The organism is Kribbella sp. NPDC055110, assembly GCF_053607525.1.
Genome location: NZ_JBSGTS010000015.1, coordinates 57916 through 72452 on the forward strand (window position 1 = coordinate 57916; position 14537 = coordinate 72452).

The following is a 14537-nucleotide window of genomic DNA, read 5'->3' on the forward strand; positions in this document are numbered from 1 at the left end:
GGGCCGGTTGCTGACACCGGATTGTCAGCTTTCCAGCACAACCGAGGCGGTTCTCCTTAGGATCCCGACCATGACTGTGTCGCATGAGTTTCTTGCCGGGTTGCCGAAGGCCGAGCTGCATGTCCACCACGTCGGGTCCGCGTCGCCGCGGATCGTCGCCGAGCTGGCCGCCCGGCACCCGAACTCCCCGGTGCCGGCCGATCCGGCCGCGCTGACCGAGTACTTCAAGTTCAGCGACTTCGCCCACTTCATCGACATCTACCTGTCGGTCGTCGAGCTGATCAAGACGCCCGAGGACGTCCGGCTGCTGACCTACGAGGTCGCCCGCGAGATGGCCGAGCAGCAGAACCTGCGGTACGCCGAGCTGACGGTCACGCCGTACACCTCGGTGATCCGCGGGATCGCCGCCGAGGCGTTCTGCGAGGCGATCGAGGACGCGCGGGTCGCGGCCGAGAAGGAGTTCGGCCTGGTGCTGCGGTGGATCTTCGACATCTCCGGCGAGGCGGGGATCCCGGCCGCCGACGAGACGTTGCGGATCGCGACCAAGATCCGGCCGGAGGGCCTGGTCGGGTTCGGGCTCGGCGGGCCGGAGATCGGCGTACCGCGGCCGCAGTTCCAGCCGCACTTCGAGGCGGCGGTCGCGGCCGGGCTGCACAGCGTCCCGCACGCGGGTGAGACGACCGGTCCGGAGACGATCTGGGACGCGGTCCGGGTACTGAAGGCCGAGCGGATCGGCCACGGTACGTCGACCATGCAGGACCCGGCGCTGGTCGAGTACCTCGGCGAGCACCGGATCCCGCTGGAGGTCAGCCCGACGTCCAACATCGCCACCCGTGCGGTCGCGTCGTACGACGTCCACCCGCTGCGCGCGATGGTCGACGCCGGCCTGGTCGTCACGATCAACTCCGACGACCCGCCGATGTTCGGAACGGACCTCACCAGCGAGTACGCCGTCGCGGCGCGCCTGCTCGACCTGGACGAGGCCGGGGTCGGCGAGCTGGCCAAGACCGCTGTCCGGGTGTCGTTCGCCGAGGACTCGGTGAAGTCGGCTCTAGAGGCCGAGATCGATACCTACCTAGGTGAGAACGCGGTGTAGCTGACAGACTGTCGTCCGTGACGGAGGACCTGCGGCTCGACCTGCTGGGTCCTCTGCGCGGCTGGTCGGGCGACCACAGCCTGGAGCTCGGGCCGCTGCGCCAGCAGGCCTTCCTGGCTGTGCTGGCGCTCCGTCCGAACCAGGTGGTGCCGGCCGACGAGTTGGTCGAGCTCGTGTGGAACGACGCGCCACCGAGCAGCGGGACCCGGATCGTGCCGACGTACGCCTATCGGTTGCGGCAGTTGCTGCCGAAGGGCGTGCTGGTCAGCTCGCGGGACGGGTACAGCCTGCGGATCGCTCCGGACGCGCTGGACCTGACCAGGTTCGAGCGGCTCGTCAGCGCCGCACATGCGACCGACAACCTCGATGAAGCGGCAGAGAACCTGTCGGAAGCCCTTGCGTTGTTCAAGGGTGAGCCGTTGAGCGGCCTGCCCGGGCACTACGTCAATGTCGAGCGGCACCGGCTCACGGAGCGCCGGCTGAAGGTGCTGGCGGAGCGGATCGACCTCGACCTGGAGCGCGGCCGGTACGGCGACCTGGTGCCCGAGCTGGTCGCGCTGGTCGAGGCTGATCGCCTGCGTGAGCAGTTCGCTGGACAGCTCATGCTCGCGTACTGGCGCAGCGGCCGGAGTTCTGAGGCGCTAGGCACCTACACCCGGACACGGGCCGAGCTGGTCGAACAGCTCGGTGTCGAGCCCGGTCCGGCGCTCCGGGCGATCCACGAACGCATTCTGCGCAACGACGAGCCAGTTGCCCGTCCGGCGCTCCCCGACGAGCTCCCGTACGACGGTGCGACGTTCGTCGGCCGTGACGACGTACTGACCCAGGTGGTCGCTGCACTGCGCACCCCAGGACCTGCGGTCGTTGCGATCGACGGTATGGCGGGTGTTGGCAAGACTGCGCTCGCTGTACGCGCTGCACGTCAGCTGGCGGACGTGTACCCGGACGGACGGCTCTTCATCGACCTGCACGGGTACACGCCCGGCAACGAGCCGGTGCCGGCGTTGCAGGCCCTGGATCGCTTGCTGCGCACGCTGTCGGTGTCGGCGGACCGCATCCCCGCTGACCTCGAGGAGCGGGCCGCACTGTGGCGCTCTGAGTTGTCAGGCCGGCGCATCCTCGTAGTACTCGACAATGCACCCGACAGTGCCGCAGTACGGCCGTTGCTGGCCGGGAGCCCGCAGTGTGGCGTGCTGGTAACCAGTCGGCGGCAGCTGACCGCTCTGGACGCGACTGCTCGGCTCGCACTCGACGTACTGCGGCCAAAGGACGCACAGGCGCTACTGGTGGAGATCGTCGGACCGGACCGTGCTGGTGACACAGCTGCTGCGGCCCGGGTGGTCAGCCAGTGCGGACACCTGCCGTTGGCAATCCGGGTGGCTGGTTCGCGGCTGCGGCATCGGCCGAGCTGGACGATCGAGCATCTGAGCAAACGACTCGATGCCGAGGACAGGCGGCTGGCCGAGCTCAGCACGGACAGCGGTGGCGTCTCCCCCGCGTTCGCCTTGTCCTACGAGCATCTGCCGTCGGACCAGCAGCGCCTGTTCCGTTTGCTCGGTGCCATGACCGGTCAGGACGTCGACATGTACGCCGCGGCCGCACTGGCCGACGTGGACCCGGTTGACGCGGAGGACCTCCTGGAGCAGCTCGTCGACGCCAACCTGTTGCTGCAGCTGCATCCTGGCCGTTTCCAGTTCCACGACCTGCTGCGGCAGTACGCACGGACGCTGGAGCCCGAGCCGGACGCAGTACGGCGTTTGCTCGACTACTACCTCTACGCGACAGCAGCCGCGAGTACGGCGATCTTCAGCAGCCAGCTGCAACCGCTGCCGGAGCCGGTCCCGGTGCGGTTGCCTGAGTTCACCTCGGCGTCCGACGGACTGGAGTGGATCGATACAGAGGGTGCGAACGTGCTGGCGACGATCCGGTTCGCGGACTCCTCGCCGGAGCATGCGTGGCGGCTCGGTCTGGCTGTGGCGCCCTGCTTCTACCAACGCGGACGCGTCTACGAGATGGACGAGGCGCTGGAGCTCGCACTGCGCGCTGCGCCGGATCCATCGACGGAGGCACGGGTGCTGTTGTCGATCGGGAGCCTCGGGCGCTACCGCCGCGGCGCTGAGGCGAGTCTGCGGACGCTACAGGACGCACGCGACCGGCTGCCGCAGGACGCGGACCTGGCGTTGCGGGCACGGTTGCTCGCGTCGATCGGCTACAGCCTGGCGAAACTGCATCCCGACGACGAGGCGATCGGCGTACTCGATGAGGCGTTGGAGGTCGCTCGGCACGCTGGTGACGCCGGCATCGCCTCACGGGTGCTGGCGTACCTCGGGGTGACGTACGGCGACCGCAGGGAGTTCACTCGGGCGCTATCGGCGTACCAGGAGTCGCTGGAGCTGGGTGATCCCGCCGTACGGGGAGAGGTGCTGAACGGGATCGGTGAGTGCCTGCTCGAGCTAGACCGTGTGGACGACGCTGTGCGAGCTCTGACGACGGCCAGAGACCTCGGAGTGGAGCGGGGAGCCGACTACAGCCTCATCTACACGTACGCGTTCCTAGGTACTGCGTACGCGCGCCAGCGTCAGTGGGCCGAGGCGATCGACGTCGGACGCAGGTCGCTGGAGCTGGCGTTGGAGAGTGATTCGAAGCAGTCGCAGCAGAACGCGCACCTGCGGCTGGCCGAGACTTTGCTGGCGAAGGGCGATCTGACGCAGGCACGACCGCATTTCGCGCGTGCACTGGAGCTAGTGCTGGATGAGGGCCCGGAGTCGATGGTGCAGCGGGCAGCCAGTGGACTGGAACGGACCGCCCACGCCGCATGAGGTGTGGTTGGCTTGTGCGGTGCGGAGAGTCTGTGTGGCGCTGGCCGTCGTACTGCTGGGTCTGGTGGCGTGCAGCGACGACAAACCCGCACCGGCCGCGCCACCTCCGACGACTGCGCATTCCAGCCCCACTCCCCCACCAGCACCGGACGGACTGCCGCGCGGTGGGCGAGTGATCTTCCCGAAGTACCAGCTCGTCGCGTACGTCGGACTGCCGGGCTCACCTGCACTGGGGCCGCTGGACAAGGACCTGGACGCGAAGGCGGCCAAGCTGGACAAGCTGTCACGCGCTTACGCAGCAGGGCGGACGCCATTGCCCGCGCTGGAGCTGATCGCGGTCGTCGCGAGAGGATCGCGCGGCAAGGACGGGATGTACCACGGGCGGCTGGACGACGCGAAGATCGAGCAGTACCTGGCGGTCGCGCGGAAGCACAAGATGCTGCTGCTGCTCGACATCCAGCCCGGACGCGCGAAGATCCTGCCCGAGGTGCAGCGGCTGGAGCGGTGGCTGAAGGAACCGGATGTCGGGCTGGCATTCGACCCCGAGTGGGCGGTCGGCCCGAACCAGGTGCCGGGTCGGGTGTTCGGGCACACCACGGGCGCGGAGCTCGACAGCATCGCGGCGTACCTCTCGGGGCTGGTGCAGGCGAACGACCTGCCGGAGAAGGTGTTCGTGTTCCATCAACTGTCCTTGCGGATCGTCACCGCCGAGAGCGCTCTGAAGGCGCATCCCGGCGTGGTGACGATCAAGTCCGTCGACGGGATCGGCGCACGCACGGACAAGCTCAAGACGTGGACCAAGCTCACCACGGCCCTCCCGCCGTCGGTCCACTCCGGTTTCAAACTGTTCTACACCGAAGACACCCGCCACGGCCCCCTGATGACCCCCGCCCAGGTCCTGTCCCTGAAACCCCGTCCAGAACTGGTCGTCTACGAATGATCGCGATCGCCTTCGCCAACATCGCCGGCGGCCGGCTGGTCGGCCCCGACGGATACCACGCCGCCGACCGTACGGCGGACTTCGGGCAGGCGCTCGCAGGACTGCAACCGGACGTGCTGATCGTGACCGAACTGGACCCGGACGGCGATCAGCTCGAACGGCTGACCGCGGCGGCCATGCCGGGGCGAAAGGTGTCGCACCTGCGGCACGGTTTCTCGGACTCGCACATTCCTGGCGTGGAGCGGCTGGGGGTCGGGATCGCGTCGACGTACCCGCTGACCGAGCTCGAGCGGATCGACCTGCCGAACCCGTCCATCGACTTCCTGCACTGGCGGACCCGTGAACCGATGGACCCGCATCCGAAGGGGTTCCTGGTCGCGCGGGGTGACTTCGGGGCGCTCGGTACAGTCGACATCGTGGGCGGGCAGGTGTGTCCGATCCACATGTTCCGCAGCGCCTCGGCGGTCGGGTACACGTATCGCGAGGGCCCTGGGCGGGAGTTCGGTGCGCAGATGACGGCGTACCTGCGGGAAGAGTTGGCGGCGCGCGGTGTCCGTCGGGCGGTGGTGGCGGGTGACCTGAACATGCCGAACCCGCGGGAGTTCTTCGGCGAGACGCTCGGTCTGGTCGACGCGTTCGGCGACCCGCCACCCGTCACCACCCCGGACGGCCGTTCGATCGACCGGCTGTTCTCCACACCGGACCTGGTCGCGCGCGGGGTCGAGGTCGTGCAGGTGCCGGGCGCGGATCATTTCCCGGTCGTCTGCCGCCTCACCCGCCGTTCCCTAGAGGCACCGGCGACCGGCCGCATCCGCGAACAGGACCTCACCAGACCACCCACCCGCCCCACCCCCAGAGCGCCCCGCCCCGGCTTCACCCGCTGACAAATCCGCGGCTCGACAGGAGGTGTCGGCCGATTGGGTAGTGCACCTGAGCGTAAACGCGCCCCCGCGTACACCGTCCCACCGGTGCACTACCTGTCGAGCGTGCACATCCCGCCGACCGCGAGCAGCCGCGCCACCACCAACCCGATCCCCAGCCGGCGCCAACACCCACACATCCGGCAGAAGACCGGATATGGCTCTTGTGACCGATGTGTGGGTGGTCGACAGGTCCCAGGGCGGTACCGGGCTCGGCGTGATGTGCAAGCTCGACAGGAGATGTCGGGCGGCCGGGTAGTGCACCTGAGCGTGAACGTGCCCGCGCGTACACCGTCTCGCCGGTGCACTACCTGTCGACCTTGCACATCACCCCGCCACCACGCCACCACCAACCCGATCACCCAGCCGGCACCACCACACCCACACCTCAGGCAGAAGAACGGATATCCCCTCGAATAGTGGGTTCTCTGCTCGTACACCAGCAGAGAACCCCCAACGCGAGGGGATATCCGGTCTTGTGACGCAGGTGTGGGTCGGCTGGGCTGAGTTGGGCGGCGCCAGGTGACCCGGCAGCCGGGCACAGGGCCGGATAACCCCTCGTGTTAGAGGTTCTCCCCTAGAACGCCAGGAGAGAACCCACAACTCGAGGGGATAACGGTTGGTTTGCCAGGTCCGCGGGTCAATGCCTGCCGGTATCGCCCCGGGTTCATCGCGGGTCCGCCGCTTGACAGGTGCTGCCCCGTCGAGTCGTGGGCATTGGCGGTCACCTGCAGCCTCGATTCACGACTCGCGGTGTCGAGGGGCAACCAAACGCCACGACTCGACCTGAGGCCGCACGGGCGGCCCGCGTGAGCCGGCGCGGCGGGGAAAGAAATCGTCGTTCCGTGCAACTTTGTTTCCCCGCTCCGGAGGATTGGCGCGGATCGAACAGGAGTTCTCCCCACCGACCTCCGTCATTCACGGGTGAGCCCGCGTGGTGGGCAGCCGCCCCGCACAACCTGTCCCGGGCCCCTGGTGGGGCGACGACCACCCACACATCGCACAGAAGACCCGGATGTCCCTTGCTCTGTTGGCTTCTCCCCTCGTATACCAACGGAGAACCCACCGCCGGATATCCCCTCGCGTGCGAGGGCTTTCGTCGCGCCCGGCCGGGGCCGGCCGGCGGGACGGACGGGGCGGTGGATGCTCCGGACGGTGGCCCGGTGCAGGCGGTGGTGCGGTGCGTGGGAGCGGTGCGTGGTGCGGTGGGTGGTTAGATGCGGCGGCCGGTGGTGAAGCGGGGGCGGGTGGATAGGTCGGGGTGGTCGCGGACTTCGGTGAAGAGGGTGGTGGCGGCGAAGACGGCGGGGGCTGATTCGCCTTGGACGTCGGCGTGTTCGCAGGCGAACCAGCCGCCTGGCTTCAGCAGGCGGCCTGCCGTGGCGGCGACGACCTTGATCTCGTCGAGGCCGTCGTCGCCGGACCAGAGTGCCAGCGCGGGGTCGTGGTCGCGGACCTCGGCGGTCACGGATTCCCAAGCGGTCAACGGGATGTACGGCGGGTTGGAGATCACCGCGTCCACCTGACCGTCGAGCTCCGGCAGGCACCCGTCGATGTCCCCCTCGTGCAGGATCGCGCCCGTGCCCTCGAGATTGCGGCGAGCCCACGCGACCGCGTCCGGCGACAGCTCGACCGCGTGCACCGTGCTGTCCGGACGCTCGGTCGCGACCGCACCCGCGATCGCCCCGGACCCGGTACAAAGGTCGACCACCAACGGATTGTGAACACCGGCGATCCGCTCGAGGATCCAGCCGACCATCACCTCGGTCTCCGGCCGCGGCACGAATGCTCCGGGCCCGATCGCCAACTCCCGGTACCGGAACGCCGCCGTACCTGTCAGGTGCTGCAACGGCTCCCGAGCGGCACGTCGCGCGATCAAGGCGTCGTACTGAACCTGCTGGTCAGGTGTCGGTTCACGCAGGTTCAGCCGACTGGAACCGGTGACGAAGGCGAGCAGTTCGGCGGCGTCGAACTCGGGCGAGGCGACCCCCGCCTCCCGCAGCCGCGCGGCCGCCCCGGAGACCAGAGTCTTGCTGCTCACTGCGCAAATCTCACTGTGAATCAACGGCCTCGAGCCGGGCGGCCAGGTCGGCCTCGGTCAGGGCCTGGATCACCGGTGCGAGTTCGCCGCCGAGGACCTGGTCGAGGTTGTGCGCCTTGTAGCCGACGCGGTGGTCGGAGAAGCGGTTCTCCGGGAAGTTGTAGGTGCGGACCCGTTCCGACCGGTCGACGGTCCGGATCTGCAGCCGGCGAGCGTCGGACGCCTCCTGGTCGGCCGCTTCCTGGGCCGCGGCGAGCAGCCGGGACCGCAGCACCCGCATCGCCTGCTCACGGTTCTGCAGCTGCGACTTCTCGTTCTGCATCGAGACGACGATGCCGGTCGGCAGGTGCGTGATGCGTACGGCGGAGTCGGTCGTGTTCACGCTCTGCCCACCCGGACCGGACGACCGGAATACGTCGATCCGCAGGTCGTTCTGGTCGATCTCGACGTCGACGTCCTCGGCCTCCGGCATGACCAGTACGCCGGCCGCGGACGTGTGGATCCGCCCCTGCGACTCGGTCACCGGCACCCGCTGGACCCGGTGCACGCCGCCCTCGAACTTCAGCTTCGCGTACGGCGCCTCGCCCGGTTCCGGCGTACCTTTCGCCTTCACCGCGACCGTGATCGACTTGTACCCGCCGAGGTCGGACTCGGCCGAGTCCAGCACCTCGGTCTTCCAGTTCTGCGACTCGGCGTACTTCAGGTACATCTTCAGCAGGTCGCCGGCGAACAGCGCGGACTCGTCGCCGCCCTCACCCGCCTTGATCTCGAGGATCGCGTCCTTGTCGTCGTTGGGGTCCCGCGGGACGAGCAGCGTCTGCAGGCGCTCGGCGAGCTCCTCGCGGCGCGCGGTCAACCGGACCGCCTCCTCGGCGAACGTCGAGTCCTCGTGCGCCAGCTCACGCGCGGCCTCGATGTCGTCGCCGGTCTGCAACCACTCGTCGTACGTACGGACCACCGGCGCCAGCGCGGCGTACCGCTTGCCGACCCGGCGGGCGTTGGCCTGGTTGGAGTGCAGCTCCGGCTCAGCCATCTGCCGCTCCAGCTCGGCGTACTCCGCCTTCAATGTCTCGACCGCTTCGAACATGCCGCACTCCTCCTCTCGAACAAACCCTGACAACACAAACCGCGCGCCGGTCCCGCCCATGACAGGCGAAACCGGCGCGCGGCAGGAAAGCTACTTCTTGGCGTACCGCTTCTCGAAGCGGGCCACCCGGCCACCGGTGTCGAGAATCTTCTGCTTGCCGGTGTAGAAGGGGTGGCACTGCGAGCACACGTCGGCGTGGATCACGCCGTTCTCCGCGGTCGAGCGCGTCGTGAACGAGGCGCCACAGGTACAGGTCACCGTGGTGTCGACGTACGTCGGGTGGATGTCGCTCTTCAAGACAGTCTCCTAGGTATCAGGTGTCCCGGGTCGTCCACACGGTGCGAACGTGAACCGGAACCAGCTCTCTAGTCTGCCATGAGCAGGCAATTCACCGGAAATCCGGGTCAGCGCCCACCCTCCTCAGCCGCCTCCGCCCCGCTCGCCGGAGCGCCCCGCGGCGCCGGCATCGCGCTGTCGGCACCCTTCACGCTCTTCCAGATCGCCTCGTTGAGCTGCTGCTCCGGCGCCACGTCCGCCTGGGAGAAGTTCATCCCGGACGACTCCGCCGCCATCGGGGAGCTCGCAGTGTTCTTCTCGTCGAGCGATTGCGACGGGGTGCGGGCGTCGTACGGCGCGAAGTCCGGCCGGCCGGTGAAGCTCGCCGTCATCGGGGTCGCCGCGGCGTCGAACTGGGTCAGCGGCCCGATCCCGGCGATGAGCTCCATCGTCCGCATCATCGCGACCGTGCTGTACATCGTCGAGTCGACCTTGCCGGTCTGGGTGTACGGGCTGACCACCAGCGCGACCGTGCGGTGCGCGTCGACGTGGTCGGGCCCGTTCTGCGCGTCGTCCTCGGTGACGAAGATCGCGGTGTCCTTCCAGTGCTTGCTGTGCGACACCGCGTCGACGATCCGGCCCAGTGCGAGGTCGTTGTCGGCCACCGCGGCCCTCGGCGTCGGCTTGCCGACCGACGTACCGAACGTGTGGTCGTTGCCGAGCCGGACGAACTGCATGGTGGGCAGGGTGTCGGCCGCGGTGAACTCCTTCAGCCATTCGTCGACGCGGGTGTTGTCCCGGATATCGCCGTTCTGCGCGGCGTAGTTCGGGTCGGTGTGCGCGGACAGCCGTGGCTCGGTCGCGAACACCTTGGCCGGCAGCGGACCGCCGGCCCACATGCCGTAGTTGCGGTACGGGATACCCGAGTCGTCGAGCCGGTCCCAGATCCGCGAGTCACCGGTGATCTTGCCCGGGTCGGTCGCCTGGTTGGTGTACACGTCATCGCCCCGGCCGCGGCCGCTGTACGCGACCGGCCAGAGGTGCTCGTTGTACGCGTTCGACTCCGACCCGGTCGCCCACTCCCAGCCGTCGGACGACACCGCGCCGTCGGCGTAGAAGTTGTCGAGCGTGACGAACTGCCGTGCGAGCTGCCGCTGGTTCGGGGCGGACTCGTCGCCGAACAGGTTCAGCGACGGGTCACCGTCGCCCTTGCCGAGCGAACCGAACACCTGGTCGTACGTGCGATTCTCCTTGACCACGTAGATCACGTGCTTGATCGGGCTCGGGTCACCGGGCCGGACCGGGACCACATTCGCCGGGCCGTTCGGGTGTACGGCGCTGTTGAAGCCGTCGTTCTCGCGCACCTTCTGGGTGTAGTGCGCCAGCTCGTCCCGGCTCGGTACGGCGACGTTCGACAGCGTGCCCATGATCATCGAACCGACGTACTGTGAGTAGTCGACGACCGGATTCGTCGGCTGCGGGCCGCCCGGGTTGGGTCCGGCGCCGAGGCCCTTCGCGTTCGTGACCAGCAGCCGGTTGCCCTTGGTGAGCGTGACTGTGGTCGGGTACCAGCCGGTCGGGATCAGTCCGGTGACGTGGTTCTGATGCGCGAGGTCGACGACCGCGACGTCGTTGTTCCCGGCGTTGGCGACGTACAGCGTCTTGCCGTCCGGGGTGATCGCCAGGCCCTGCGGGCTGGAACCGACCGGCGCGTGCCGGTACGGCGCGAGCTCGATCGTCCGCGTGATCGCATCGGTCGCCGGGTCGATGCCGACCACCTTGTCGGCGTCGGTCACCGCCACCAGCAGCTCGCCGGTGGCCGGGTCGCGGAGGATCGCGGTCGGGTGGCTGCCGACCGTGAGGGTCTTGCGGACCGTCAAGGTCGCCGTGTCCACTGCCGAGACCGTGTTGGTCCCCCAGTTCGAGACGTACGCCGTTTTTCCGTCAGCTGTTAGTCCGACGGTGAACGGGTTGGGTCCGGTCGCGACTTTGCCGAGCACCGCACCGGTCGTGGTGTCGACGGCCGACATCGTGCCGTTGCCGTTGCCGGCGACGAAGAGCTTGCCGCCGTCGGCGCTGATCGTCAGGCCGGCGGGGAACGAGCCCTTCGGCAGAGTGATCGGCGCGGCCTCGGTCAGCCGGCCGTTCCCGAACGCGTAGACGCGGATCTTGTCGTTGCCGCCCGCGGCCGCGTAGAGCTTGCTGCCGTCCGGGCTCCAGGCCAGGCCGATGAACAGTGCCTCCGGGCTGACGTAGGAAAGGCTCTGGACGACCTTGCCGGTGGCCGCGTCGACCAGCGAGAGGCTCTGGGTCCGTGTGCCGTCGTTGCTGATCGCGAGGTACTTGCCGTCGGGGCTGAGGGCCGAACCGAACGGCTTCTCGCCGAGCTTGGTCTGGTCGCCGGCCGGCGTGACCCGCCAGCCGTACGTCGTGATCGCGGAGCCGTCGGGCCGCGGGCCGGCGTGCCGGTCGGGCAGCACGTTCGCGGCCGCCATCCCGGTGGCCGCTACCAGCGCGATCCCGACGGCCGCTCCCCATCGCCATCGCCGCAGTATTGTGCGCATTCCAACTCCCGCCGAAGTCTGTGAGTACTTGACGGGTTGGACACTTCCGCGGGGGAGAATCCTTCGGGTGAGGTCCAGATGAACCTCGGGAACAGCTTTTCTCAGCCTTTCTCAGCTAGCTGAGGACGCCCTCAGCCAGCCGAGAAACAGACCGCTCAGTCGCCGTCGGTGGCGCCGGTCGACGGGGTGGTCTTGTTGACCACACCCGTCCCTTCCGTCTTTCAGTCGCCGTTGGTGGTGCTGTGGCTGGCGCCGGTCGACGGGGTGGTCTTGTCGACCACACCCGTCCCTTCCGTCTTTCAGTCGCCGTTGGTGGTGCTGTGGCTGGTGCCGGTCGACGGGGTGGTCTTGTTGACCACACCCGTCCCTTCCGTCTTTCAGTCGCCGTTGGTGGTGCTGTGGCTGGTGCCGGTCGACGGGGTGGTCTTGTTGACCTGGAGCAGGAACTCGATGTTCGACTTGCTCTCCTTGAGCTTGCCGATCAGGAGCTCCAGCGCGGCTTGCCCGTCGAGTGCGGACAGCACCCGGCGCAGCTTCCAGACCACCTGGGTCTCGTCCTTGGACATCAGCAGCTCCTCGCGGCGGGTGCCGGAGGCGACCACGTCGATGGCCGGGAAGATCCGCCGGTCGGCGAACTCGCGGCGCAGCCGGAGCTCCATGTTGCCGGTGCCCTTGAACTCCTCGAAGATCACCTCGTCCATCTTCGAGCCGGTCTCGATCAGCGCGGTCGCGAGGATGGTCAGCGAGCCGCCGTCCTCGATGTTGCGGGCCGCACCGAAGAACCGCTTCGGCGGGTACAGCGCCGACGAGTCGACACCACCGGACAGGATCCGGCCGCTGGCGGGCGCCGCGATGTTGTACGCACGCCCGAGCCGGGTGATCGAGTCCAGCAGTACGACGACGTCGTGGCCGAGCTCCACCAGCCGCTTCGCGCGCTCGATCGCCAGCTCCGCGACCGTGGTGTGGTCGTCGGCCGGGCGGTCGAAGGTCGAGGCGATGACCTCACCCTTGACCGTGCGCTGCATGTCGGTGACCTCTTCGGGCCGCTCGTCCACCAGCACGACCATCAGGTGTACTTCGGGGTTGTTCGTGGTGATCGCGTTCGCGAGCGCCTGCAGCACCATCGTCTTACCGGCCTTCGGCGGCGAGACGATCAGGCCGCGCTGGCCCTTGCCGATCGGGCTGACGATGTCGACGATCCGGGTGGTGAGGATCCCCGGCTCGGTCTCCAGGCGGAGCCGCTCGGTCGCGTACAGCGGGGTGAGCTTGTTGAAGTCCTGCCGCTGCTTGGCGATCTCCGGGTCCGCACCGTTGACGGTGTCGATCCGGACCAGCGGGTTGAACTTCTCCTTGCGCTCGCCCTCCTGCGGCTGCTTCACCGCACCGGTGATCGCGTCGCCCTTGCGCAGGCCGTAGCGCTTCACCATCGAGAGCGCGACGTACACGTCGTTCGGGCCGGGCAGGTAGCCGCTGGTCCGGACGAACGCGTAGTTGTCGAGTACGTCGAGGATGCCGGCGGCCGGGACGAGGACGTCGTCCTCGCTGATCGTCGGCTCGGTGTCGTACCGCTCGCCGCGGCCACGGGTACGGGTGGTGTCGCGAACGCTGTCACGACCGCTGTCCCGGCCCCCGGTGGGCTGGCCGTCGCGGGTGCGTTCCCGGTCGCGACCCCGGCGGCGCCGGCGACGGCCCTCGCCTTCCTCGCCCCGGTCGTCCTGCCGGTCCTGACGTTCCTGCCGGTCCTGACGTTCCTGCCGGTCCTGCCGGTCCTGCCGGTCCTGCCGGTCCTGCCGGGTCCGCTGGTTGTCACCGCGGTTGTCCCGGGTGTTGTCGCGGTTGCCGTCGCGGCCGTCGCGGGTGTTCTCCCGGTTCGCGTCGCGCTGGCTGTCCCGGTTGTTGTCCCGCACCTGCTCGCGGTTCTGGCTGCCGTCGCGGTTGCGGTCACGGCTCTGGCTGCCGTCGCGGCTGTCGCGGGTGTTGTCCCGGCCCTGCTCGCGTGCGGTGTCTCGGCCCCGCTCGCGGCTGCGGCCCTGGTTCTCACCACGGTCCTCGACCTCGGTGCGGGTCTCAACCCGCTCGACTGCACCGTTCTGAGCGCTGTTCTGGGCAGCCGCCTCCGGCTGCGTGACGACCCTTGCGGCCGGCGCTTCGACGGCGGCCTCGGGGGCAGCACCGTTCGGCGCGGCGTCGGGCGTCGCGTCCTTCTGTGCGGCGGCGCGGGTCCGGCGGCTGCCGCCCTCGCGCTTCGCGGGCGCCGCGGTCTTCACCGCCGGCGCCGCAGACTCAGCGGCCTCGTCCAGCGTCGCCTGCGTAACCTTCGCCTTCGAGCCACTCGTCGGGCCGCCCGCAGAAGAGCCGGCGGACCCGCCGGTCTGGGCGGCCTTGATCGCCTCGATCAGCTGGCCCTTGCGCAGTGCGCCGGTGCCCTTGATGCCGAGCGTCCCGGCGAGCTGCTTGAGCTCGGGGAGCAGCATGCCCTCGAGGCCGCCTCCGGCTTTCCGGCGACGCGTCGCGGTGGTCGCCGCGGCGTCAGCTCCGCTAGAGGCTTCAACAGTTTCTGTCACGTGAGGTCCTTCCCACACGGATCGTCGATGTCCGACACGGCTCATCGACACATTTCATTCCACCCACGGCCGCACAACGGGCACGTGGTGTACAAGGTTGTCTCGCTCGATCTGAGGTCCCCCCGGACATCTCCGACGCAGGCGGCGCAAGGTCACATCCACAAGGGGGTCGCCACACAACACAGGGTGCCGGGAGCACAGCCCGGATCGTGACGAGAGCACACCGATCA

At 68.7% G+C, this 14537-nt stretch carries 9 protein-coding genes; 4 read left to right on the forward strand and 5 right to left on the reverse strand.

Going from position 1 to position 14537, the window contains the following annotated elements:
• The first annotated feature begins 70 nt into the window (after positions 1 to 70).
• From ACWF0M_RS23295 to ACWF0M_RS23310, 4 genes are read left to right on the forward strand one after another with little or no spacing between them, the layout of a single operon-like run.
• A complete protein-coding gene (locus ACWF0M_RS23295) occupies positions 71 to 1096 on the forward strand; it encodes an adenosine deaminase (RefSeq protein WP_452237790.1) in 1026 nt (341 codons plus the stop codon).
• Positions 1097 to 1113: 17 nt separating this feature from the next.
• On the forward strand, positions 1114 to 3915 hold the full coding sequence (locus tag ACWF0M_RS23300; protein ID WP_452237791.1) for a BTAD domain-containing putative transcriptional regulator: 2802 nt from the start codon (positions 1114 to 1116) through the stop codon (positions 3913 to 3915).
• A gap of 19 nt (positions 3916 to 3934) precedes the next feature.
• Entirely contained in the window at positions 3935 to 4855 is a 921-nt protein-coding gene (locus tag ACWF0M_RS23305; protein ID WP_452237792.1) for a hypothetical protein, read from the forward strand.
• Positions 4852 to 5739: an endonuclease/exonuclease/phosphatase family protein gene (locus tag ACWF0M_RS23310; protein WP_452237793.1), complete on the forward strand. Its 888-nt coding sequence runs from the start codon at positions 4852 to 4854 to the stop codon at positions 5737 to 5739. Before ACWF0M_RS23305 ends, ACWF0M_RS23310 begins: the two co-directional genes overlap by 4 nt.
• Positions 5740 to 6988: 1249 nt before the next feature.
• Here the strand turns inward: ACWF0M_RS23310 and prmC are convergent.
• From prmC to rho, 5 genes are all read right to left on the reverse strand, one after another.
• Positions 6989 to 7816, reverse strand: coding sequence for a peptide chain release factor N(5)-glutamine methyltransferase (gene prmC / locus ACWF0M_RS23315; protein WP_452237794.1), 828 nt, complete (start codon positions 7814 to 7816; stop codon positions 6989 to 6991).
• 10 nt (positions 7817 to 7826) lie between these two features.
• Positions 7827 to 8903, reverse strand: a complete 1077-nt coding sequence (gene prfA / locus ACWF0M_RS23320; RefSeq protein WP_452237795.1) for a peptide chain release factor 1 — start codon at positions 8901 to 8903, stop codon at positions 7827 to 7829.
• Positions 8904 to 8993: 90 nt separating this feature from the next.
• Positions 8994 to 9200 (reverse strand): 50S ribosomal protein L31, encoded by a 207-nt coding sequence (gene rpmE, locus ACWF0M_RS23325; RefSeq protein WP_452237796.1) that lies wholly within the window; start codon positions 9198 to 9200, stop codon positions 8994 to 8996.
• Positions 9201 to 9307: 107 nt separating this feature from the next.
• Positions 9308 to 11743 (reverse strand): glutaminyl-peptide cyclotransferase, encoded by a 2436-nt coding sequence (locus tag ACWF0M_RS23330; RefSeq protein WP_452237797.1) that lies wholly within the window; start codon positions 11741 to 11743, stop codon positions 9308 to 9310.
• Between the two features lie 377 nt (positions 11744 to 12120).
• On the reverse strand, positions 12121 to 14307 hold the full coding sequence (rho, locus tag ACWF0M_RS23335; protein ID WP_452237798.1) for a transcription termination factor Rho: 2187 nt from the start codon (positions 14305 to 14307) through the stop codon (positions 12121 to 12123).
• Between the last annotated feature and the right edge of the window lie 230 nt (positions 14308 to 14537).

Excerpts from the sequence above, each read along its gene's own strand:
- ACWF0M_RS23295 (WP_452237790.1), top strand. The coding sequence starts at position 71 with ATGACTGTGTCGCATGAGTTTCTTGCCGGGTTGCCGAAGGCCGAGCTG.
- ACWF0M_RS23310 (WP_452237793.1), top strand. The coding sequence starts at position 4,852 with ATGATCGCGATCGCCTTCGCCAACATCGCCGGCGGCCGGCTGGTCGGC.
- prfA (WP_452237795.1), bottom strand. The coding sequence starts at position 8,903 with ATGTTCGAAGCGGTCGAGACATTGAAGGCGGAGTACGCCGAGCTGGAG.
- ACWF0M_RS23330 (WP_452237797.1), bottom strand. The coding sequence starts at position 11,743 with ATGCGCACAATACTGCGGCGATGGCGATGGGGAGCGGCCGTCGGGATC.